This is a genomic window from Gymnodinialimonas mytili (assembly GCF_037544085.1).
Classification (GTDB): domain Bacteria; phylum Pseudomonadota; class Alphaproteobacteria; order Rhodobacterales; family Rhodobacteraceae; genus Gymnodinialimonas; species Gymnodinialimonas mytili.
In genome coordinates, this window is record NZ_JBBIFW010000002.1 from 916,137 (window position 1) to 938,380 (window position 22,244).

18 protein-coding genes are annotated in these 22,244 nt (G+C 56.6%); 10 read left to right on the forward strand and 8 right to left on the reverse strand.

Going from position 1 to position 22,244, the window contains the following annotated elements; genetic code table 11:
* The first annotated feature begins 68 nt into the window (after window positions 1–68).
* Window positions 69–1,940 carry a hypothetical protein gene (locus V8J82_RS13990; protein WP_339975979.1) on the forward strand — a complete coding sequence of 624 codons (1,872 nt, stop codon included), beginning with the start codon at window positions 69–71 and terminating at the stop codon, window positions 1,938–1,940.
* A gap of 329 nt (window positions 1,941–2,269) precedes the next feature.
* Here the strand turns inward: V8J82_RS13990 and V8J82_RS13995 are convergent, their stop codons facing one another.
* Together V8J82_RS13995 and V8J82_RS23690 are read right to left on the reverse strand one after the other, a co-directional pair.
* Window positions 2,270–3,289 (reverse strand): IS110 family RNA-guided transposase, encoded by a 1,020-nt coding sequence (locus V8J82_RS13995; protein ID WP_339975980.1) that lies wholly within the window; start codon window positions 3,287–3,289, stop codon window positions 2,270–2,272.
* 230 nt (window positions 3,290–3,519) lie between these two features.
* Entirely contained in the window at window positions 3,520–3,789 is a 270-nt protein-coding gene (locus tag V8J82_RS23690) for an excalibur calcium-binding domain-containing protein (protein WP_439650064.1), read from the reverse strand.
* Window positions 3,790–4,100: 311 nt separating this feature from the next.
* Here V8J82_RS23690 and V8J82_RS14000 point away from each other — a divergent pair, with 311 nt between their 5' ends.
* Complete coding sequence (locus V8J82_RS14000) at window positions 4,101–4,361, forward strand: hypothetical protein (protein WP_339975981.1); 261 nt, start codon at window positions 4,101–4,103, stop codon at window positions 4,359–4,361.
* A 512-nt stretch (window positions 4,362–4,873) separates the two neighbouring features.
* The gene (locus V8J82_RS14005) at window positions 4,874–5,902 is read left to right on the forward strand and encodes a PAS domain-containing sensor histidine kinase (protein WP_339975982.1); all 1,029 of its coding nucleotides are present in this window, start codon (window positions 4,874–4,876) and stop codon (window positions 5,900–5,902) included.
* A 178-nt stretch (window positions 5,903–6,080) separates the two neighbouring features.
* Here V8J82_RS14005 and V8J82_RS14010 read toward each other — a convergent pair whose 3' ends face one another.
* From V8J82_RS14010 to V8J82_RS14025, 4 genes are all read right to left on the reverse strand, one after another.
* On the reverse strand, window positions 6,081–6,953 hold the full coding sequence (locus tag V8J82_RS14010; protein ID WP_339975983.1) for a transglutaminase family protein: 873 nt from the start codon (window positions 6,951–6,953) through the stop codon (window positions 6,081–6,083).
* Window positions 6,954–7,095: 142 nt separating this feature from the next.
* Entirely contained in the window at window positions 7,096–8,097 is a 1,002-nt protein-coding gene (locus V8J82_RS14015) for an NADP-dependent oxidoreductase (RefSeq protein ID WP_339975984.1), read from the reverse strand.
* On the reverse strand, window positions 8,061–8,657 hold the full coding sequence (locus tag V8J82_RS14020; protein WP_339975985.1) for an SDR family oxidoreductase: 597 nt from the start codon (window positions 8,655–8,657) through the stop codon (window positions 8,061–8,063). Before V8J82_RS14020 ends, V8J82_RS14015 begins: the two co-directional genes overlap by 37 nt.
* A 168-nt stretch (window positions 8,658–8,825) precedes the next feature.
* A complete protein-coding gene (locus tag V8J82_RS14025; protein WP_339975986.1) occupies window positions 8,826–10,202 on the reverse strand; it encodes an NAD-dependent succinate-semialdehyde dehydrogenase in 1,377 nt (458 codons plus the stop codon).
* 759 nt (window positions 10,203–10,961) lie between these two features.
* On the opposite strand from V8J82_RS14025, the gene V8J82_RS14030 reads away from it, so the two are divergent.
* The 3 genes from V8J82_RS14030 to V8J82_RS14040 all read left to right on the forward strand — a co-directional run bounded on the left by V8J82_RS14030 (window position 10,962) and on the right by V8J82_RS14040 (window position 18,005).
* Entirely contained in the window at window positions 10,962–11,087 is a 126-nt protein-coding gene (locus tag V8J82_RS14030) for a hypothetical protein (protein WP_339975987.1), read from the forward strand.
* Between the two features lie 53 nt (window positions 11,088–11,140).
* On the forward strand, window positions 11,141–11,764 hold the full coding sequence (locus tag V8J82_RS14035; protein WP_339975988.1) for a LysE family translocator: 624 nt from the start codon (window positions 11,141–11,143) through the stop codon (window positions 11,762–11,764).
* Between the two features lie 1,000 nt (window positions 11,765–12,764).
* Window positions 12,765–18,005 carry a Hint domain-containing protein gene (locus tag V8J82_RS14040; protein ID WP_339975989.1) on the forward strand — a complete coding sequence of 1,747 codons (5,241 nt, stop codon included), beginning with the start codon at window positions 12,765–12,767 and terminating at the stop codon, window positions 18,003–18,005.
* Window positions 18,006–18,322: 317 nt separating this feature from the next.
* Here the strand turns inward: V8J82_RS14040 and V8J82_RS14045 are convergent, their stop codons facing one another.
* Window positions 18,323–19,255, reverse strand: coding sequence for an AraC family transcriptional regulator (locus V8J82_RS14045; protein ID WP_339975990.1), 933 nt, complete (start codon window positions 19,253–19,255; stop codon window positions 18,323–18,325).
* A 201-nt stretch (window positions 19,256–19,456) separates the two neighbouring features.
* Between V8J82_RS14045 and V8J82_RS14050 the strand changes: the two genes are divergently transcribed.
* The 3 genes from V8J82_RS14050 (at window position 19,457) to V8J82_RS14060 (ending at window position 21,195) form a co-directional block, all read left to right on the forward strand.
* Window positions 19,457–20,311 (forward strand): oxidoreductase, encoded by an 855-nt coding sequence (locus tag V8J82_RS14050; RefSeq protein ID WP_339975991.1) that lies wholly within the window; start codon window positions 19,457–19,459, stop codon window positions 20,309–20,311.
* A 166-nt stretch (window positions 20,312–20,477) separates the two neighbouring features.
* Window positions 20,478–20,876: a carboxymuconolactone decarboxylase family protein gene (locus V8J82_RS14055; RefSeq protein ID WP_339975992.1), complete on the forward strand. Its 399-nt coding sequence runs from the start codon at window positions 20,478–20,480 to the stop codon at window positions 20,874–20,876.
* Window positions 20,877–20,931: 55 nt separating this feature from the next.
* A complete protein-coding gene (locus tag V8J82_RS14060) occupies window positions 20,932–21,195 on the forward strand; it encodes an Atu4866 domain-containing protein (protein ID WP_339975993.1) in 264 nt (87 codons plus the stop codon).
* 110 nt (window positions 21,196–21,305) lie between these two features.
* On the opposite strand, the gene V8J82_RS14065 is transcribed toward V8J82_RS14060, so the two are convergent.
* Window positions 21,306–21,758 (reverse strand): MarR family winged helix-turn-helix transcriptional regulator, encoded by a 453-nt coding sequence (locus V8J82_RS14065; RefSeq protein ID WP_339975994.1) that lies wholly within the window; start codon window positions 21,756–21,758, stop codon window positions 21,306–21,308.
* Between the two features lie 82 nt (window positions 21,759–21,840).
* Between V8J82_RS14065 and V8J82_RS14070 the strand changes: the two genes are divergently transcribed.
* Window positions 21,841–22,197 (forward strand): nuclear transport factor 2 family protein, encoded by a 357-nt coding sequence (locus V8J82_RS14070; protein WP_339975995.1) that lies wholly within the window; start codon window positions 21,841–21,843, stop codon window positions 22,195–22,197.
* Window positions 22,198–22,244: the final 47 nt, after the last annotated feature.

Genomic DNA, 22,244 nt, shown 5'->3' on the forward strand with positions numbered 1-22,244 from the left:
GTCGACGGTTGCGGAATCGCTGTCGTGGGCGAGGTCACAGGGGACGTCATCAACAGTGGATGCGACGAATGAACTACAATGCTTTGACTACATGGATTACCATCCTCATTTTTGGCTCTACGCTCGCGCTTAGTGCCCAGGTTCTGGGCGTCGGAGCGCGCGCAGGTGACAATGGGATCGCAATTTCTGGTTCGGTCGACGGCAATGTTGTCAACGGCGACTTAATAGATTGCAGCTTAGGGCTTGAGGCCGCCACGATTGAAAACAGCGTCGTATCATTCCACTCGACAAATTGTGAGGGACCTCAAGGGCTTAACGTACAGTATTATTGGATGGATTTTGATGCTGCCGCTATTGTCCTATCGGGATCCGTTCCGCCGGAACTGCGCGATCTTTTTGGTACAGACCCGTTCGTCGGCGACACAGAGACTTGGCGCGAAGCCCAGTCAGTACTTAGCCGCTACGGTACGGTTTGGCACAACCGCGGTGCGGTGGTTCGCCCAGACGATCCTGGTAGATTTGTTCCAGACGGCTTAGCCTTGACGCTTTTAGCTCGGTCGGAAACCCGACAACTTGTATTCGAGGACCTCGTCAACAGGTTAACTGAGAGCGGAGCTGAACTTCCATTCGTTCGCTACATGCCCATGAACCCTTTCCCTTGGCCTGATCTCGAAACCATCGGCCGCTTTACAGACGGGACTGTATGGCCAAGCGCGGATTATACGTATGTTTGGCCTAGATCGGTCGGAGAACTGCGTGAGCTCTTAATTCGCGATGAAAACTGGGCTCCAGCCAACGAAACTACGCTCTCGTGTGTTGTTCCTTATCGGTTCATCTCGGAAGAAACCTTTCGTGACTATTGGAACATACTCGATCGCGCGAGTGCGGCGTTCGAAGTAGACCGTGTCTCCGGCTATAGGTTTCTTCCAATGACAGGCGCATACGCCAGCTTTGATCCATACTCGGAAAATGCTGGCGTCGGCTCGATTCGCGCGGGTCACCCGTCCTACGACGCGTTAGCACACTTTGCCCGCTATAACTGGCCCACAGACTACCTATTAGCGACCGGAAGCTACTACACCAGCAACCTGTGCTGGGGAACGCCTGGAGGTTTTACCTTAAATGCTCTTCCACGAACGCCGTTTCTTTTGATTGCGGTGTTGTCGCCGCAAGACGAAGAGGTTTCAATCACCCGACTCGGCATGCTCAGGGATCCTGGGCCAGAACTACGAACGTCGACACGCTATTCTGAGGATGTCGATTTGAACTTCTCCTCTCAGTTGAGGGTAAGTCGAGATAGACCATTGTTGATCCCTCTGAGGATTGACTTGCGCTATGATCTTAATGCCGAGCCGTATGCATCAATCACAGGGGCAAACGACGGCCCAGACCAGATAAGGGAAACTCTGCAACGTTTTGCGCCAGATCCTTTGATCGTCAATCATAGCCCACACTGGCAAATAATTCGTCAACTGAACGATCTTCCGCTACCGACCGGGACGCCGATAACCCGAAGCTATGTTTTCGGCCCGAGCCTGGCTATTCAAACAGTGCAAACGGATCAATCGTCATTCGCAGTCGCCGAGCCACCTGCTTCCGCACTTGTCTCAAGAGGCTTTGTCATGGGAGGTTCTTGCCCCTTCGTTTCGTTTTACGATGAAGCTGGTAACCGGTTAGAGTGGCGACGCGTTCTAGTAGGCGCTAGCGCCCCCGAGTTGGCAATGCGCGAAGAGCTGGAAATCCCAGAAGGCACTCACATCATTCGCATCGAAGAAATTGAGCCGGAAATATCTTTCCTGACCGAAATTGGTCTGCATGGCGCACAGGGTTCTGAAGTGTTGGTGCAAGACCAAGCGTTACGCCCCGGTGAGGGCCTTGAAATTGTTGTACCTGAAGGCTTCCAGCGCCTATCGATCGAAGGTTTCTATGAGTTGCTCTAGTGCCGTCGATTGAACCCGACTCTCAAGCGGTAGCCTCAAGTCATGGATAGTACTACAGAGTTGTTGATGACTTAATGTCCCAATGTCTTGTGTGGATGGCACCCGCATAGCAAGGGTTAAATGAGATTGTGCGTACCTATTCAGAAGCGGTCTTGTGTCCGGCCTGTTTGCGCGGTTTTGACCGCTGGCCCTGATAGGATCCGCAGATCAGGTTCCTAACTGCTTTGCGGACTATGACGCCCGGGACATTGGGCGGAGCGTCCTGATCGTTGCGGCTGAAGGGTACACCATCACATCGTTGGTCTTGCTATCTCTTTGTTTTTTCGCTTTCAGGCTGCGTGCGGCCTGTAGGGTTCGTTCCTGGTCAGCACGGCCCACATGATCCGAGCCGTTTTGTTCGCCATGGCGACTGTCGCGAGGCGCGCAGGCTTTCGTTGCAAGAGATCGGCAAGCCATGGATCGGCTCGGTCCGGATGATTGGCAACCTGCCTGACCCGTGATGTCATGCCGACCACGATGAGCTGGCGCAGATACCTGTCACCCATCTTTGTGATCTTTCCCAACCGCTCCTTGCCACCACTGGAATGGTTGCGTGGCGTGAGCCCCAGCCAGGCGGCAAACTCGCGACCGCTTCGGAACTGGTGACCCGAACCGATCGTCGCGGCTACAGCCGAGGCGGTGACCGGCCCGACACCCGGAATGGACTGCAGAAGCTGCGCTTGTCTGCTGAGGCGCGCCTGGATGCGCATCGTGATCTCGTACCAGCCAAGGCGATTGTGGAGTTGCACAAGCTGCCGACTGAGGACGCGCAGGACGTCCAGCGCAAGCTCGGGCAGATCGGCCTGTCGTCCTTCTATTATCCCTTTTGCGAAATCGATGGCTCGCGAAACGCCGCGCGCAATGATGACGCCGAATTCCGCCGCCAAGCTGCGAAGCATGTTGATCAGCTGAGTGCGCTGGCGGACCACAAAATCCCGTGCCCGATGCAGGGACAACAGTGCCTGCTGCTCCTCGGATTTGATCTCAACGAACCGCATCGTCGGGCGCGTCACCGCCTCGCAGATGGCTTCTGCGTCGACCGCATCAGACTTGCCGCGCTTCACATAGGGTTTGACATACATCGGTGGCATCAACCTGACGGTGTGACCCAGCTTGGACAGCTCACGAGCCCAGTAGTGGCTCGATGTGCAGGCTTCGATGCCGACGAGGCAGGGCGCGAGACGCTCGAAGAATGCAAGCAACTGAACTCGGCGCAAAGGCCGATTGAATGCAACCTCTCCGGTCTCAGTAACTCCGTGCAGGTGAAAGATGGTCTTGGCCAAATCCAGGCCAACGGTGGTAACCTGCATGGGGTGGCTCCTATCTATCGCAGACTCTGACACCTGCACTATGGCGCATTGCGACGCCGGGGAGCGGGAGCCATCCACCCCGTCTGCTTTGGTTCTTCGCCTGAAAAAGTGCATTATGCAGCAAGCGACAGCTTTGTCGTCTGACCAGCAGGAGTGTCATGTCTGCTTTGGGCTGGATCTCGAATGCCAAGGCACGATTAAGGACCCCCAGACGTCAGCTTGAGATGTTCCTAACAAAGGTTTTCACACGGGATCCCATCATTGTCGCCGTCAAGTGCGCCGCCCCAGGAGCAATTTAAGAAGTACCACCGTGCCTCTTGGCAGCTTGAAATGTTGCGGGAGCAATATCTCCGCGGCGTGCAGCTGTAGCTTTGCGCTAACTCTATAAGGCGCTGTTCAACCGTTTGCGGTTTCTGTTCACTTTCTTCGCTCGCATCTCCGGGAAGCACAGAAATCAGAAGAAACCCTATGGACGCCACGAGGCATGCCAATACGCGCATGTTACCAACTCTCTCAAAATCATCGCCTACGAAAGCTAATGCTAACGGAATGGCTAATAGCTTTCGCCTGAATTGAGGTTATCGATTTTCTGATTTTTCGATTTCTAGACCGGGTTTGCAAGCACGTTCGTGTCTCAAGCGCGACGATAAGCCTTGCGCCCAAAGGTATGACCAATGAGCACATCCAGGCCTAGGCCCGAATACGTCAAGTGCATTTGGCGCCTTTTCAGGTCGATGATAGCAACAACATCGATTGACGTTGGTAACGAGCCTAATATGGTCATAGCCCAAGTTTAGAGTGCGAGGCGCCTATGAAAGTCACCACCATCATCCCGTTCGCAGTACTGGCCCTATCGGCATGCGTCCCGACCAACCCCATTGTCTCAGACTACAACGGAGCAAGTGTCACTATCGTCACATCGCAATTCGCGGATCGAGAGCAGGCGGCGCAAGCCGCTCAAGCCGAGGCAACTCGGATCTGTAGAACCGGCGGCTCTCAACGCGCGGAATATGCCTCTACACGCGCCAATCCTCAGACATATGAGAATTTCAACCTCTATCTCTGCTTATAGATGAACCTGGCATGGCGCAGGCGGCGGGAATGACTAGCCTTTTCGGTTTCCCAACCCATCTCAAGAGGCGCTCGAACGTCCGCTCTGCTCAGCTTCTCACAGACAAGTCCGCACCTTTGGGAATTCCAGCTCTCCGCCCGAACCGGCGGGATCCTAATGGCTGCTCTGGGGCTGCTCCGGTCGTCGGAGCATGGCGCGGCGGATGGCAGGAGAGAGCCCAAGGCGGTCATTGCTTTTTCGTGCTGCGTGCGCACGCGGCACGAAAATCGCTGCATCTGCGCAACTAAGCGCGCTGCTACGCGGCGGGAAAACTGGTCATTGATGCACTTCGCAGCGAATACGAAGCTAGCAATCCACAGGTCGCGGACTTTCTGGACAATTAGCCCTAAGGTCTTGAACCTCCGATATTGGAGGTAACCGCCCTTGGCAACAGCTGCCAAATCGATGTCACATGACAATCGCGCAGTTTCCGGTAAAGTACCGTCATGACAAATGCGTCAGACACACCGCGCTTGACCTGGCTGGTTTCGCCCGACCTACACGCCATCGTCAATCAGGCGGGCGTTTTTGTCGAGACGAACCCCGCATGGCAAACTGTTCTTGGGTGGACTGCCCCCGAAATCAGAAGCATGGTCTTCACCGACTTCCTTCATCCCGACGATATGGACCGCACGCTTGCGCTGTTCACCACCATGAAGGCGGGCGAGCCAGCTCTGCATTTTGAGAACAGATACCGATGCAAAGATGGCGGCTATCGGTGGCTTTCCTGGGTTGCGGTGCCCGAGGGCGACATTTTCGTTTGCAGTGCCCGTGACGTGACAGCGGACAAAGCGAACGTCCGGGCGCTGCAATCTTCTGAGGATGAAGCCACTTTGCGCGAGCAGTTCATCGCCATTCTGGGACATGATCTGCGCAATCCCCTGGCGGCTATTGGTTCAGCCGTCCGTATCGCTTCACGCCAACCTCACGACGAAAAAATCGCCGCGATGTTCACAGCCATAGATGGTAGTGCCGACCGAATGGCAAAGCTGATCGACAGCATCATGGACTTTGCGAGAGCCCGCCTCGGTGGGGGCATCCCCGTCGAGTTGAGCCCAACCGATGATCTGCGGGAGGGTTTCGAGCGCGTGGTTGATGAGATCAGGATTGCGCATCCCGAGCGACAGTTCGAAACAGCTTTGAGGTTTGATGGCGCGTTGATGTGTGACCCGGCTCGCCTCTATCAACTGTTGTCGAACCTGGTCGCCAATGCCGTTGCGCATGGGTCGTCAGACGCCCCTATTTCGGTCGTCACGGACAAAGTGGATGCCTCCTTTGTGCTATCGGTGGGAAACTCTGGAAAGAAAATTCCTGACGACGCCATTCCAAACCTTTTCGAGCCTTTTGAACGCTCCGAAGAGGGTGCCTCTCTCCAAGGGCTGGGTTTAGGACTCTATATCGCGGATCAGATCGCAAGGGCGCATTCTGGCGAACTCACCGTGACATCGAGTGAAGACCGCACTGTGTTTACATTGGCCATCCCTTTGGAACGGAATAGCTGACGTTAGTGTATCTTTCAGCGTAGGTGAATCTAGTCTCTGACCTGGCCTTCTCTGCGTTCTGTGCCAATGGCAGAGCGCAACCCAAAACAGGCACCGGACGTAGCGCGACAGTTGGTCTGTCAGCTTATCGATGCCGGCGTCAGTCGAAGCCACCTTAACGTCAAGTATTAAACCGCCGCTATTTTTTGAGGTGCGCGACGCGCACGCTGACGTCCATCGAGATCAGAGCGCTCGGTGTCCCGATAAAACTTCCTGTCGCTGGCGCCACTTGTTCGATCCTGCGCGCGACCGCCACGGGGATCAGGTTGGCCGCACCGACCGACTGATTGGTCGGGTCGAACGGGATCCAACCGGCACCCGGCACAAAGACCTCGACCCAGGCGTGCGTGGAGCCATCGCCTGCCGAACCGACTAGGTCGGCGTTCGGATTTGAGAGATAGCCGGATACAAGACGTGCGCCGAACCCCAGGGTGCGGGCTGCCTCGGCAAACAGAACCGCGAAATCGCGGCAGGTGCCCCAACCCCGGTCCAGTGTTTCCAGCGGTCCCTGTGTCCCTTCCGTCTCGCGGCTCTGATAGGCGACCTGCGCCGTCACGCCGTTTGCCACGTCCTTGAGCAGAGAGAGCGTATCGGTCGGCCGCTGCATGACAAACCCTTCCACCCAGTCGGACAGCCGACCGGCGTGATCCTGATACTGCGGCGTCGTAAGTGGCCCAAGATCCGTTATCTCGTCGTTCGAATGCAGAAACGGATAAGAGGCGGCGTCGGCCGAGATTGGAAAGACGGGCCAGACCTGTGCGGTCAGGTCGACGACCATACGCGCATTGATGGCAAGGCGGTCGCTCGCATCTTCGAACGTTGCCTTGGCCACCGAGTTTCCGGCCACGTCTGTCGACCAGTCGATACGCGCATCGGGCGACACATTCAGATCGAAACGCACCAGGTGCAGATCGCGTGTCTCACGTGGGCGCAGCATCATCTGGTGCGGGCCGAGTGACACGGGCCCTGCGTACCGGTACGTCGTTTCATGTTGGATTTCGATCCGTGTCATGGCGCGCGCTCAGAACGCCCGGCCCAAGGACCATCTTTTGCCTACGAAGGCGCCGCGCGCCGCATTGCCGTCAACGGGCGTTGGCGGTTGGACAACCGGCCCCTTTTCCGAGCGCGCATGGCGGTGATCGAACACCGGCATCTCAGGCAACTATAACAACGATTTTGCCCACCGCGTGCCCCTCTTTCAAAGCGCCGTAGGCCTCTGCCGTCTCCGCCATGCCATAGGTACTGTCGATGATGGTCCTGATCGTGCCGTTCTTGATCAGCGCGGCCAGCTGGCCCAGCATCTCGCCATCCGGCTCCATGAAAAACCATTCGAACCGGACACCATGTTTCTCGGCGAGGTTGTCGGTGTCCTGCCCCTTGATCGACACCAGCCTGCCGCCTTTTTTCAGCACCTTGAAAGACCGATTGAGCGTCTCGCCGCCCAGCATGTCGAAGACCATGTCGTAGTCCGCAAGTTCATCCTCAAACGCCTGAGTGTTGTAGTCGATGACGACGTCCGCGCCCAGACTGCGCACCAGGTCCGCATTGCGCGGGCTACAGGTGGTCGCAATATGCGCGCCGATGTGTTTTGCGATCTGGATCGCCAAGGTGCCGACGCCGCCGGAGCCCGCGTGGATCAGCACCTTTTCGCCCTGCTTCAGGTTTCCCCTGGTGACCAGTGCCTGCCAAGCCGTCAGCCCGGCCAGCGGAACGGAGGCGGCTTCGACATGACTGATGTTTTCCGGTTTCAGCGCCATTTCGTCTGCTTTCAGACGGGCGACTTCCGCGATGGCGCCCGCATCGTCCTGGTTTGCGCGTGCAAACACGGCATCGCCAACCTTGAACCCGCTCACCTTGCTGCCAACGCAGGTGATCACGCCGGATACGTCAAAGCCCATGACGTGGGGGAATTGCAGCGAGATGCTGTCCTTCATCACGCCGGACTGAAGGATATAGTCAATCGGGTTCAGGCTGGCAGCATGGACCGAAATCAGAACCGAGTCGTCCTGGAGGGCAGGCTCGCCAACCTCGTCGATTTCGATGTCTGTTTCGTATTCACGGATAATGGCTGCTTTCATGGTGCAGGCTCCTTTTGTCGGTGAAAGTGGGCGAGGCGCGCTCAGGCCGTTTGCATCAAGAAGGTCTTGCCTGCCCACGCGTCGCCTGTGACGGCATCGGCCAGAACACGCGCGACATCGCCGCGGGCAGCTTTGGCCTTTGGATCGACGTCGTCGCCGAAAATCATGTCGCCGGTGCCATCCTCGTCGGTCAGCGCGACAGGGCGCACGATCGCATAGGTCAGGCCAGAACCCTTTAGGTACTCATCAGCGTCATGTTTCGCTTTTAGGTAATGGCCCATGTCGGTGCTGGGATCGGGATCATCTGCGCCAACGCTGCTGAGCATGACAAAGCGGGCCACGCCCGCCTTCGACGCATGATCGATCAAACTAATCGCGCCATCGCGATCAATTTTGTCGGTCATCTCGGCGCTTGTGTCTCCGCCTGAACCCGCAGCAAAGATCACCGCCTCGCACCCGTCGCACACGCCGTCCTGAAGGTCCGCGAGGTCGCCCATGCGCGTCTCAACCTGGTCCGACAGTTTGCTGGTGTCAGAGCTTTCGCGCACCAGGGCGATGGGGGTGTGCCCATCCGATACGAGCGTTTTCATAAGACGCGTACCGGTGCCTCCGGTGGCGCCTGCGACAAGAATTTTCATGACAAGATCCTTTGTAAAAAGTGAATGTTGGCCGCTATCCTCCGTCAGACGGATGGGGCCGTTGATAGGCGCGGCAATGCGCAGCAATTCCGGGGTACGGCGACTGTTTCGAAAGTGTTCCGCACAGTATAACCCCGGATTATTCGCGCATCTGTCAGGCTGACCGCCTCACGGCATGTAAATCGCCTTGACGTTGACGAATTCCTTCATGCCAAAGCCGCCATGCTCGCGGCCGAAGCCGGAGTCCTTGACTCCGCCAAATGGCATGTTCGGATCAGCCGCACCGAACGAGTTGATCCGCACCATGCCGGTATCGAAATGATCGCGGGCCAGCTCGCGCGCCTTTTCCGCGTCCTTGGTAAAGATACCGCCGCCCAGCCCGTAATGGCTGTCATTAGCGATCCGCATGGCGTCGTCATCATCTTTAGCCTTGATGACCGCAGCGACAGGGCCAAAAATCTCATCGTCATAGGCCGGTGTGCCGGGCTGGCAGTTCACCAGCACGGTCGCGGGATAGTACTGACCCGTCCGGTCCGGCGCTTCGCCGCCACACAGGATTTCCGCGCCTCCTTTGACGCTTTCTGCAACTTGCGTGCAGATCGTGTCGAACTGCTCCTCGCTCGAAAGGGGGCCCAATTGCGTATTCTCGTTCTTGGGGTCACCCAGTTGGATGGCGCGCATCTGTTCGACAAACGCGCCGATGAAATCATCGTAAACGGCCTCAGTCACCACGAAGCGTTTTGCAGAGACACAGGTTTCGCCATTGTTAAACAGACGGCCTTGGACGCACGTCTTCACGGCTAACTCGATATCGGCATCCTCGAGGACGAGATAGGCGTCGTTGGAGCCAAGCTCCAACACAGTCTTTTTAAGGTTCTTGGCCGCGATCTGACCGATGTGACGGCCACCACCATCGCTTCCTGTCATGGTCACTCCGCGGATCAGTCTGTGCTCGATCACCGCATCTGACGTATCATGATCAATGATCAGCACGTCGAACAAGCCTTCTGGGAGGCCGGCCTCGAGGCAGATGTCCCGCAGCAGCAGGCCGCTGCCCGTACAAATGGACGCATGTTTGAGGATCACGCCGTTTCCGGCCATCAAGTTCGACGCAAGCACGCGGGTCGGTTGGTACACCGGGAAATTCCAAGGCTGGATGCTGTAGATCACCCCGATCGGGCAATAGGCGACAAACCCCAGCTTGCCATCCGCGCCGTGCTGACGTTCCTCGTCTGCCAGCATGTCCGGGCCGTGATCGGCGGTATATTCAAAAATCTGTGCGCAGAGCTCTACCTCGGTCTTGCCGTCGCGCAACAACTTGCCGGTCTCTTCGGTCATCAAGTTGGCGTATTCATCGGCCTTGCTCCGGAGCACCTTTGCGATGTCGCGCAGGATTGGCGCTCGTTCGGCACGGCTGTTGGTCCGCCAACCTAAGAATGCCGAATGACACTTGTCGATCTTGTCGAAGGCCGTATCCGGCGACATCAGGTCATACCCCGCAAGCTCTGTTTCAGTCGCAGGATTGATCGTCGAAAACGCCGTCATTTGAAAAGCTCGCTATTTTAAGTATCATTGTTTAACGCAGTAATGTCGTTTTGGTTCCCTACAGTCAGGAGATGAAGACCGCTGCCCGCGCGGCGCGTTGTTTGCCATACGGCCGCAGGTCTTCGCCATTGCTGCGGCAATCACCATCAATCGGGATCGTGCAAATGCTCAACGGTTCTCAGACAGGCCAAGTCACCAATGGTCATCGACGCAATTTCAATGTTTCTCCAGCACATGGGTCGTTGCATGTGACAGTTGATTGATACGGCGGGGGCTGTCTTATCCCGTGAGATACGCAAACGAACATTCTCGAAGTAGACCAAATCGCACCCGCGCACCCGATAGATGTCCGAATTACCGGTGATCGTTTCGCCGAACCAAAAGCGGTGCCACCTCTGCGAAGCAATGCTGAGCCAGCAATAGCCACAGTTTCATTAGGCCAGTTTGTCCGCATCTCGTTGGTCAGATCGGCTTAAGGCCAAGGTTCAGTCTCGCTGCACGCAAAAATCTTCATGTGCGAACGACCGGATTGGTGACTTCTATCGTGCTGCAACAACAAGTACGCCGCTCAAGCGAACACGTGCTGCGTTAGCGAAGGCCGAGAATCCAAAGTCGAGTTTGTCTGCTTCGGCTAGCTTTCAATGACCGGTTTTGCGGAACCCGCCGCGCGGCAGGGATTTTTGTGCCGCGATTGCGAAAGGATGCCGCTTGAGCAATAGCCGCACCTGCACAAGTCCGGTTTGTCCGCAATTCGGCCTTATGGCACTCATGAACCAACGTCAGCTCTGGGGCTGGCTGCGGTCATTGGAGCCTGGTGCGGCGGATGGCGGGTTAGAGCCCTTTTTGCAAGAATTCTGCGCCGTAGCGGATGTCCGGTTCGGCTGATGTTGGCCGATGAAGAGTTGCTCGTTTGATTCAGAGGATTTACTCAGGACAGCATGGAAAACGTGAACATCGTTATCGTGTTGAGCGCGGCCTTGATCGGTGGCCTTTCTCCTGGGCCAGGGACAGTTGCGATTGCTGGAACTGCCATGGCGCGGGGTCGTTCTATGGGCTTAGCGGTGGCGTGGGGCATCACATCGGCTTCCACGATCTGGGCCGTCGCGGCGGCCCTTGGCTTCGGGGCGCTCCTTCAAGCGAAAGCCACTCTATTCGAGGTGTTGAAGTATATCGGCACCGGATACCTTACATGGCTGGCGTGGAGGTCCGCGCGTTCGGCACTTTTCGACAAAGCGATTGTGCCTGTGGATGTTGGTGCGTCCAGATTGCTTGCAGCGTGGCTGAAAGGCCTCGGCACTCATCTGACCAATCCAAAAGCGGTGATTTATTGGGGCTCGATTCTCGCGATTGGCGTCAAACCGGGCGGCGGCACGGAAGTTGTAGCGTGGGTTCTGGTGCTCAGCCTGCTCGTCAATGTCACTTTAACGACGAGTTACGCGCTTATCTTGTCCAGTCAGGCTGCCATGGCGGTCTATGGAAAGGCTCGGCGTTGGATTGAAGCTGCCGCTGCGGCTGTTTTCGGAGCCGGAGCCTTCTTGCTGTTTCGAACCAGAGAAATCTGAGTGCTTCGGAGAGGGGCGCACTGAACGCATCATATCGAAAGCTGACATTCAAACCGCATAGTCGAAGGTAAGTTCCGTCCCGCTCGGCAGTCTTATGAAACCCTTGGACCAACGTCGGCTTCTGGGCTGCTCGGTTCACCGGTGCCTGATGATACGGATCGCAGCTTGGAACCCAAAGCACCAGCTTATTCTGGACCGGCGACGAACATTGAATTTGATGTCGGGCCTAAAATAGGTCGACAGCCATCATGAATTTGCCCAAATTCAAATCTAACTCAAATCAAAGACCGCGCAAAAGCGGCCGGATGGGGCAAATTAGTAAATGATCAACACGGCTCAAAACCTGGGTCAGACGCGTGATGCAGTCCATGGGCGCATCCCACTTTCGTTTGGCAAAGTCGATGTTTAGTGTCCCTCACCGGCGGCGAACGGCAATCAGCCTTTTCAATTGATGGCTCTGGCGGATGTGCGGGTGCAGTTCGGTGTAATGGAGCGCGAGCAACTCCGATCCGTCCATGATCTGATCGAAGGGGACACGTGGTCTTTTCAAGCGAGCTGTAACACGACGTCGGCAGACACACTGGATGAAGGGTGCTGCACCTCGATCAAGCTCGCGTCATGCGTCGACATTGGAATGACTTACTTCGTGATCGGAAAGGCTATCAATCTGACGCTTATGTCCGCTCGTGGCACGCTGCTGATGTGCCGTTACATCACCAACAGAGACAATAGAGGGCAAAGCTACCTGCTTCTCCCGTCGGGCTTCGATGCGACGCAAACTTACGAGTTGATCGTAAAACCCAGATGCACTTGCTGATGAAGCGCTACTTTGCTGGTTTCATCAGCCGCTTCGTTCCAATGTCGCAAAACTTGAGACAAAAATGTCACAAATCCTACACGTTGCTTTGCGCTGCCACCTCTCTGCCCACTTTAATGCCTATTCCCCGTCGGAACAAAAGTCACCGGTTCGAGTGGCGCAGGGAGTTAGGGGTATCGAGCAATGGCAACCATCAATGGTGATGACACCGACAACACGCTGAATGGCACGGCAGATGCCGATGATATTACCGGCGGTGCTGGCAATGATACGATCAACGCTGGTGGCAGTGATGACGTTGTTGATGGCGGTTCCCCGGCACTGACCAATACCGATCTGTTCCTCGACTGGACGGCCCAGGGCGGCAACAACACCGACCTGTCAGGCGGCTTCACGCAAGATACCGGCGGTATCAACGTGGCTGTCAGCTTCGTTGATGGCGGGCCTGGCACCTCGGCAACGGTCGAAACTGGCACACAATACACCGAAGCCGGCGATCCCTTTGCCACCAATTCTGGCCTTGACTTGCGCTCGAACGGCTCCGGCACAGCTTGGACGGCTGATCTGAACTTCTCTGCTGTGGGTGGTTCCGGCCTCGCAGATGAAGTGGAAAACGTCATTTTCCGCCTTCAGGATATCGACCAAGGCGGCTGGCAGGATGTCGTGACCGTTAACGCGTTTGATGCGGACGGCAATCCGGTCGCGGTTTCGCTGACGCCCGCAGGTGACGATACGGTCAGCGGCAATACCGTCACCGCGGGACCGACTTCGACTGGCACCACCGATCCGCAGGGTTCCGTTCTGGTGTCCATCGCTGGTCCCGTGGCCCGGGTCGAGATTATCTATGAGAACACTGGAACGGGCGGTCAGCTTCTTTATGTCAGCGATGTTCACTTCGAAGCTGTGCCGACGGATGACGACACGATTTTCGGTGAAGATGGCAATGACAGCCTGTCGGGTGGCTTCGGGAACGATTTGATCGACGGCGGCGCTGACGATGACGTTATTGACGGTGGGTCTGGCAATGACACTCTGATCGGTGGCGACGGCAGCGACACACTGGCGGGTGGAACGGGCAGTGACGATCTGTCTGGGGGTACCGGCGCTGACACGCTGGATGGCGGTGAAGGGAACGATATCCTTTCAGGCGGTGGTGGAGCCGATGTCCTGACCGGTGGGACCGGAGACGACAACATCACGGGTGGAACAGGGTCCGACACACTGACAGGTGGAGAAGGCGCAGATACCCTCGATGGTGGCGCTGAAAATGACACCTTCTTTGCCAACGGCGGAGATGTGGTCATCGGTGGCGAAACAAGCACCGATACCAATGACGAGCTGATCGTCAATAATGTGGATGTTGTCACCTTCGATCCGACCAACAGCGAGAATGGCACCGTCACGTTCAATGACGGCACAACAGCGACCTTTACGGGCATTGAAACCCTGACCGTCAACGGCGGCCCTGATGGAATTGTCTCAGGCAGTGGCGGTGCGGACCTTATCAGCAGCGATTTCGTCGATGAGAACCTCGAACAGGTCGATAATAATGACGGAACGCTTGGCACGACAGGCGACGACGACAACATTCAGGCGGACCTGGGCGACGACACGGTTTATGCTGGTCAAGGTGATGACGTCGTTTCTGGCGGCCCTGTTACCCTCATTTCGGCCACCGAGAATCTGAGCTGGATCGCTGAGGGTGATGGCACTGACGTCTCTGGCGGCTTCACTCAAGACACCGGCATTGCCAATATCACCATTTCGATCACCAATGATGGTGCTTTGAACCAATCTGACATCGACAACTCGACGCAGTTTGTGGATGTGGGCGCCGGCGAGCCGTTCGACACGAACTCTGCCCTGGCTCTCGGCGGGAATGGCGGGCCGGATGTCGCGACTGTCAATTTCTCGTCCGACGTCCCTTTGGAGAATGTAAACTTCCGGATCAACGACCTCGATAGCAATGCCTGGCAGGACATTGTGACCGTCAATGCCTTCGATGCCGACGGCGATCCGATCCCTGTCACCCTAACTGCGGCGGGCAACGAAACGATCACAGGTCAGACGGCAACGGGTGGAGCTGGTAATGACAACCAGGCCGATGCCAACGGCTCAGTGCTGGTCGAGATCGCCGGGCCGGTCGCCAGTTTGGAGATCGTCTATGAGAACGGCTCGACCGGCGGGCAGGCGACCTACGTCACAGATGTCCACTTCACGGCCTTCGAGACGGATGATGATGTCATGCACGGCGATCAGGGCGATGACAGCCTGGATGGTGACGCTGGCAATGATGTGATCTTCGGCGACCAACTGGCGATTGATCCGGCGGATTTTGCATCTGGGACGACGGGGATAGCCACGAACGTCACCTTCGACAACCAATCGCCTTTTGCCGTTGAACTGGCTCAGATTGATGACACTGGAGCGCTGATCTCAGTCATAGCGATCCCCGCAGGTTCGAACTTCGCATCCACCTCCACAACCGAAACAAACTGGGTACTTCTCGATCCAGCCACGGGCGACATCCTGGAGCTTTATGAAGCTCCGGCGGATGGGTCCACACTAGTCTTCACCAGTGCGGGTGACGACACGCTGACCGGCGGCTCTGGTGACGACACCCTGTCGGGCGACTGGGGCAATGATAGTATCAATGGCGGGGAGGGGAATGACTCTGCCAGTGGCGGGACTGGCGACGATACAATCACCGGCGGGATCGGCGACGATACGCTGGATGGTGGGAAGGGCGCTGACAATCTGTCCGGTGGAGCCGGATCGGACAACCTGTCTGGCGGTGAGGGGGACGATACTCTCATTGGCGGCGACGGTCCTGATACGCTGGACGGCGGTGCAGACAACGACACCATCATTGCAAATGGCGACGCAACAGGCGGGGCTGCTGGCGCAACTGACCCCAATTTCGGTGACAACATCATCGGCGGAACCGGTGACGACACGATTTTCGCCAATGGCTCTGACACCGTTGATGGTGGCGAGGATGCGAGCGACGGCGACACAGATACGCTTTTTGTCAGTGATGTCGCCTCGATCCAATACCAGGATGAGTTTGGGACTGACGTTGCCTTCGAAACTGAGCAAGGCATCGTCACGTTCAATGACGGCTCAACACTGAGCTTCAGCAATATCGAAAATGTCGTGGACCAGGCTCTCGACGGCTATGTCGAAGGCACGACTGGCGACGAGGTGATCGACGGCAGCTACACTGGCGATCCTGAGGGTGACTTCGTTGATAGCAACGATGAAATCCTTCCCGGCGAAGGGTCGCAAGATGACATCATCCTTGCAGGTGGTGGTAATGATACCGTCCTCGGTGGCGACGGTGACGATGAGATCTACGGCGACACGGCGGCCCTGCCTGGCACGGCTGGCGGCACACCTGGGTCAGATCAGACTCCTTGGGTTTACGAATATTATGATCTCGACCCGACCGGAGAACCCACCAACCTTGCGGATGCAGGGTTCACGGCAAATGGCGGGCGCGACAATGCCGCGACACCGACAACAACCGGCATCGCCAGCTCGATTACGCCAACCGACTACGACACGGCTGACGACTTTGCGCTGAAGTTCACAAGTGAGCTGACCGTCACAAATGGCGGCACCTACACCTTCTCCACGTCCTCGGACGATGGCTCGAAGATCTTCATCAACGGCGTGGAAGTCGTGGACAATGACGGCCTACACGGCACTGTAACGGCCTCGGGCACAATCACGCTGCCGCCCGGTGAACACCTGATCGAAATCATCTACTTTGAAAACAACGGCGGCAACACACTCAGTGGCACAATCTCTGGCCCAGACAGCGGCGGCGGCGCGGTTGATCTGGCAAGCTACCCGCCTCTCACACAACCAGGTCTGAATGACGGCGCGGGCGACGACGATCTCGACGGCGAAGCTGGGGACGACATCATCTTTGGCGAAGGCGGCGACGATTCCATCCAGGGCGGGTCAGGTGCTGACACCATCGACGGCGGGACAGGCAACGACACGATCTTTGGCGATGCCGTTGACGGATCCGCCGATCCAGTGATCGTTACCAGAGATAACTTCGAAGGCGGCGCAAGCGGCTGGACGGACACCACCACCACCGATGGCGGCGCGAATTTCAGCGAATTCCTTGGGCGCTTCGGCGACACCAATGGCGCGGAAGCGACCTCCAAAACCTTCACGCTCGACCCAGGTGCAGACTTCGCAATCCTTGAGTTCGACTTTTACGAACTGGACAGCTGGGACGGTGGAGGAGACACATTCTCGATCTTCATCGATGGGGAAGAGGTGTTCGTTGAGAGCTTCAATGACGCCAACGCCGAACAGTTTTCCTCGACCTTCACGTTGTCAGACGGGCGCATCGTCACGATAGACATGGGCGCAGGCACGCCCGCGAACCTCGGCTTTGCTGGGACCGACGATGAAATTCACCCGGTCAGGGTCACGGTTGAAAACCCCGGAACCTCAATCAGTCTGGGCTTCGGCGCTGATCTTTCTGCTGGGATCGACAACGAAAGCTACGGCATCGACAACCTTGTCGTCAGCACAGCTCAGGACCCAAGCAACGATGATATCATCACCGGCGGTACGGGCGAAGATATCATCGACGGCGGCTCAGGTGCGGACACCATCGATGGCGGAGACGACGCCGATACGATCTTCATTGGCGCGGGCGATGTTGTTGATGGCGGTGAGGGCGGCGACGATAGCGACACGCTGGTTCTCAACGACTTTGGCGCAACTGTCGTATTCGACGGTGGCAATCCGGAAAACGGCACGGTTACGTTCTCTGATGGCTCGGCGGCGACGTTTGCCAATATCGAGAACATCGTGCCGTGTTTCACGCCAGGCAGTATGGTTGCGACTCCTAAAGGTCGCGTCGCTGTCGAAGACTTGCGAGTTGGGGATTTGGTAGAGACGCGCGATCATGGATCGCAAGAAGTGCGCTGGATCGGGAAGAAGACCATCTGTGCAAAAGAACTGGAAACCTCGCCGCATCTACAACCGATCCTAATTCGCAAAGACAGCATTGCGCCGTCTGTCCCAGATCGAGATATGCGCGTTTCGCCCCAACACCGGATGCTGATTGAGAACAGTGCGGCGCAGCTCTGGCTTGGAGAAGAAGAGGTGTTGGTCAAAGCCAAGCACATGACCCACAAACCCGGAGTAGATCAAGTCGAGGCTGAGGATGGTGTTACTTACATCCATGTGATGTTTGACCAGCACGACATCCTGCGGGTGGACAATGCATGGACTGAGAGTTTCCAGCCGGGCGATATCATTGACCTGGACGGGGCAGGGGTTTTTGGGGAACTGATTGAGTTGTTCCCAGAGCTGGCCACGCTGGAAGGCCGTTCATCCTTCCCGGCAGCTAGGCTATCCGCGAAACCGCATGAAGCGCGGTTGGTTGTCTGATTATAGGGAGTATTTCTCTACAAATGCCGCTGCTTTTTCGACATTTGAGCAAAAACCTGGGAGCAGTCGCGTAGGAAAACGGACACCGGTGCGAACGCGGCGAAGGCGCCCTTCGCCCGCAAAAAGCGCCATGGCACTCTTCAGTCGCTTCGGTGCTAAGTGCGGTCAACGACATCTCTGTCCGCGAAGGCGCCATGGAGGTCATCGCTTTAACCGAGATGTCTTACCGAAATTGGCGAAGGTCTGCACTGAGCCCATCGTGCCGGATGCTGCGATACGAACGAACGGCCGCTCTAAAGCGATCAATGAACGATCCCTTATGCCAGTCTTGCCACAACCGCTTCTCCACTTTGAGGTTCCGTCGCCAAGATTGACCCAGCCAAAGCCTCAACGTCTTTCATCGGCGGCAAACCAAACTGCCGACGGTATTCGCGGCTAAATTGCGATGGGCTTTCATATCCTACTGCAAATGCCGCCTGCGCTGCCGACTTCTCTTCGAACAGCATCAGCCTACGCGCTTCCTGAAGGCGGAGACGCTTGTGATATTGCAATGGTGACATGAGCGTCACAGCCTTGAAGTGCTGGTGCAAAGCTGACGGTTGCAAGTGGGCTTCTTTGGCCAGTCCGGCCATTTCAAACGGCTCGCGGTAGTTTTGTTTGATCGAAGCGATCACACGAGAAATCTGCTTCCCCCGCCCCGGCCCATAGACACTCCGCAGCACGGCCCGACCGCCTGGTGCACGGATGATCCTGTAGAGCAATTCACGCTCATAGAGCTTTGCAAGCGCGGGAATATCGTCAGGCGATTCAATAAGTTTAACCAGCCGCATCGCGGCATCCAAAATGTCCGGTGTTGTTTCACCAAGAAACAAACCCGGCCCTTTCGACGGTGCTTCTTCATCCCAGGGCATGTCAACGGCCAAATCGGACAAGACTCCGGCGTCAATGCCAACGCGGATGCAAAGATATGGTTCTGCATGGCTGGCAGACGTGATCTGTCCAATAATGGGCAAGTCAAATGATACTACGAGGTAGTTTGCGGGGTCGTAGTCATAGATGTGATCGGTAAGCATGACACGTTTTGCGCCTCGCACCACGATACAAAGTGCAGGTTCGTGAACCGCATGCAGGTCTTGGGTTTGCTGCGTGCTGCGGATGAGGTCCAACCGAGGAACCGGAGTTGTGTGAACGCCGTCAGATCGTACAAATCGGGCAACCAGCGTCGCAAGATCTTCAACTGTTTCTGTCATGGTTTACCCTCCATGCCTGTTACAAACCGCGCTGCTGCATTGCATACCATCTAGGCTGAAAATAAGCATTTTTCTCAGCCTCACGGAGAATTAGGCAATGATCCTGTTGGATCGTGCTACCGCCTAAAGCACTGGCATACACATATCCACCGCATAAGAGACGGCTCTAATCATGGGGCCAACGACAGACAGGAGGTCGATATGACGGATGACAAAAAAGTATGGTTCATAACCGGGGCTTCACGGGGCCTTGGTCTTCAGATCGCGAAGGCGGCTTTGGATGCTGGTGATCGTGTCGTAGCGACCGGGCGGGACGCGGATGCTGTCAAAAAAGTACTGCCGGATACCGACGACGCACTGGCATTGCCGCTGGATGTCACTGACGCCAAACAAGCCGATACCGCCGTCGCCAAAGCCATTGCTCATTTCGGGCGGGTCGACGTCCTTGTGAACAATGCAGGCTACGGGCAGCTTGGCGTGTTCGAAGAGATCGAGCACGAAAAGATCGTTCGCCAGTTCGACACCAACGTCCATGGCACACTGCATGTCACCCGCGCCGTGTTGCCGACCATGCGATCGCAAAAATCGGGCCACATCTTCAACATCTCGTCCATCGGTGGTGCGCTCGGCTTCGACATTGCGTCGATTTACTGCGCTACAAAATTTGCGGTCGAAGGGTTCTCGGAATGTCTGGCCCTTGAGGTGAAACCATTCAACATCGGTGTCACCATTGTTGAGCCAGGCTTCTTCCGCACGGATTTCCTTGATGAAAGCTCAATCCGATATGCAGATCAGCCGATCAGTGACTATGCCGAATACGCCAAGGCGACACAGGGCTTTTATCAATCGCAGAACCATGTGCAGGCCGGTAACCCTGCGAAATTGGGTGCGGCGCTCGTGCGGCTTTCGCGCGATGAACATGCGCCCCTGCGGTATGCCGCTGGCTCGGATGCCTTCGAGTATCTGAGTGGCGCCTACGACGCCCGAAAAGGTGAACTGGCCAAGTGGCATGACTTGTCCAGATCGACGGACGGCGCAACCGCCTCTGCCGCCTGACCACAAACCTCACTCTGTGCTGAAGACGTTCGAGTTTGAGTGTCTTCGGTACTCAGCATCAAGCAAAAGGACAATGACTATGCACAAGTCTACCCTTTCAGCCATCGCGGTTGCGACCAGCCTCTCGATGTCTCCCGTGAACGCGCAATCGAATGAAGGAAGTACCATGCCAGACACGACCGAAGAGCGGCTTCAGCTTGGTGCTGACGTCATTGTCAGACTGAACAACGGTGTTCCTCAAACCACGCTGGAAAACATGCGTGAAGAGTTTCCGTTCTTGGCTGATGCCACCCAAGCCTATGCCCTCGGCGACGTCTGGACACGTCCTGGTCTCGACGACCGCACGCGCCAACTTGCAGCCGTGGCGGCCTTTGCGGCCATGGGCGAACGGGAATTGATGAAGATCCACGCAGACTATGCCCTCAACGTCGGGGTCACCGAAGATGAACTGAAAGAGATTGTCTACATGATCACCGTTCCCGCCGGCTTCCCAAGGGCTATTCTCGCCTCCCAAACCATGTCGGAACTGTTTGAAGAGCGGCGCAGTGCTGGGACAGACCAGTGAGGGGATTGGACATGGATTGCTTGCCAAGGGTTTCGCCGTCGGATTGGGGGTCATCATGAGTGGCACGACCGCAGGCGCACAGCTTATCACCACGGATTTCCCACGCTCGCCGCGCCCCGAGGCTCCGACTGAGCCGCAATCGCATGAATTCGTTGGCATGTGGGTAACAGAAGACGGTCATATCCGCCACGATCTACTCCCGAACGGGCGCTACGATGAAGCACGCGGTGACCGGGAAAGTGCCTATCAGGGGCGCTATCACGTCACTGGCGACATCATCCAATATTGGGACGACACTGGTTTCTATGCCGATGGTTAGTTCCGAGACGGTGTCCTCTATCACGGCGGTTACGTCTTTTTCGCGAGGAATAGCGGTCTGTTACGCTCAAGATGACGGGGCCGGACGCGCAGGCGTCCGGTCCACGGCACTCACGATAACTGCGTCATCCGATCAAGGTTCTCGATGACACGCAGTACCAGCCCTTCAAATTGCTCTGCTTCCATCTCGCTAAGACCGTCCATTGCCTCGCGATTGCCGTTCATGAGTGCGTCAATCGCAATGGGCATGCGCTCCAAAGCCATAGGTGTCAGTGATATCTTTTGGCTACGGCCATCCTTGGGATCAGGCTCGCGGTCGATCAAACCGTCGCGCTCCATCCGGTTGAGCATCTGTGCCATGGGCGGCTGCTCAATCTTCGCAAAGCGCGCAAGGTCACGCTGCGTGTCCGCATGACCATCTCGCAGAGCCACCAGAACGGGCAGATGACCTGGCGTAAAGCCTAGTGGCTTTAATCGCGCCTCGCTGAGCCGCGCGAAGCTGCGTGCAGCCAAGCTGATCAGATGCCCCGGTGTCGAAAGCACATCATCCTTGTCGTCAGTCATTCTTGCGAGCCTCGTCGAGGTAATACATACGTACATATATAAATTCGCTTTGAACCTGCCAACCGATAACAGGCGACCATCAATGACAGAAGACAGCGACGACCTCACATCGCTCTTTCACATGCTCTTTGCAGCGTTCAACGCACGCGATGCGGACGCCATGCTGGCCCATTGCGCCCCTGACATTGATTACCCCGATGGCGACAAGCGCCTGCGATCTCATGATGCCATTCGCCACTACTGGACTGAGCAATGGAAACACATCGACACGAAGGATGACGTGACAGATGTGCGGCGCCTCATTGACGATCAGTGGGTCGTTTCTCTCGGCCAAGTTGTCCGGAACATGCACGGGTCGGTGCTGTCCCGCGGTCGGTTCGAATACGTCTTTCACATGCAAAACAATCTCGTCCAACGCATGGACATTCACCCCCTTTAAGGTACTCGAAAAAGGATCCAGATATGCCCGAAGAAATACTCGACCTC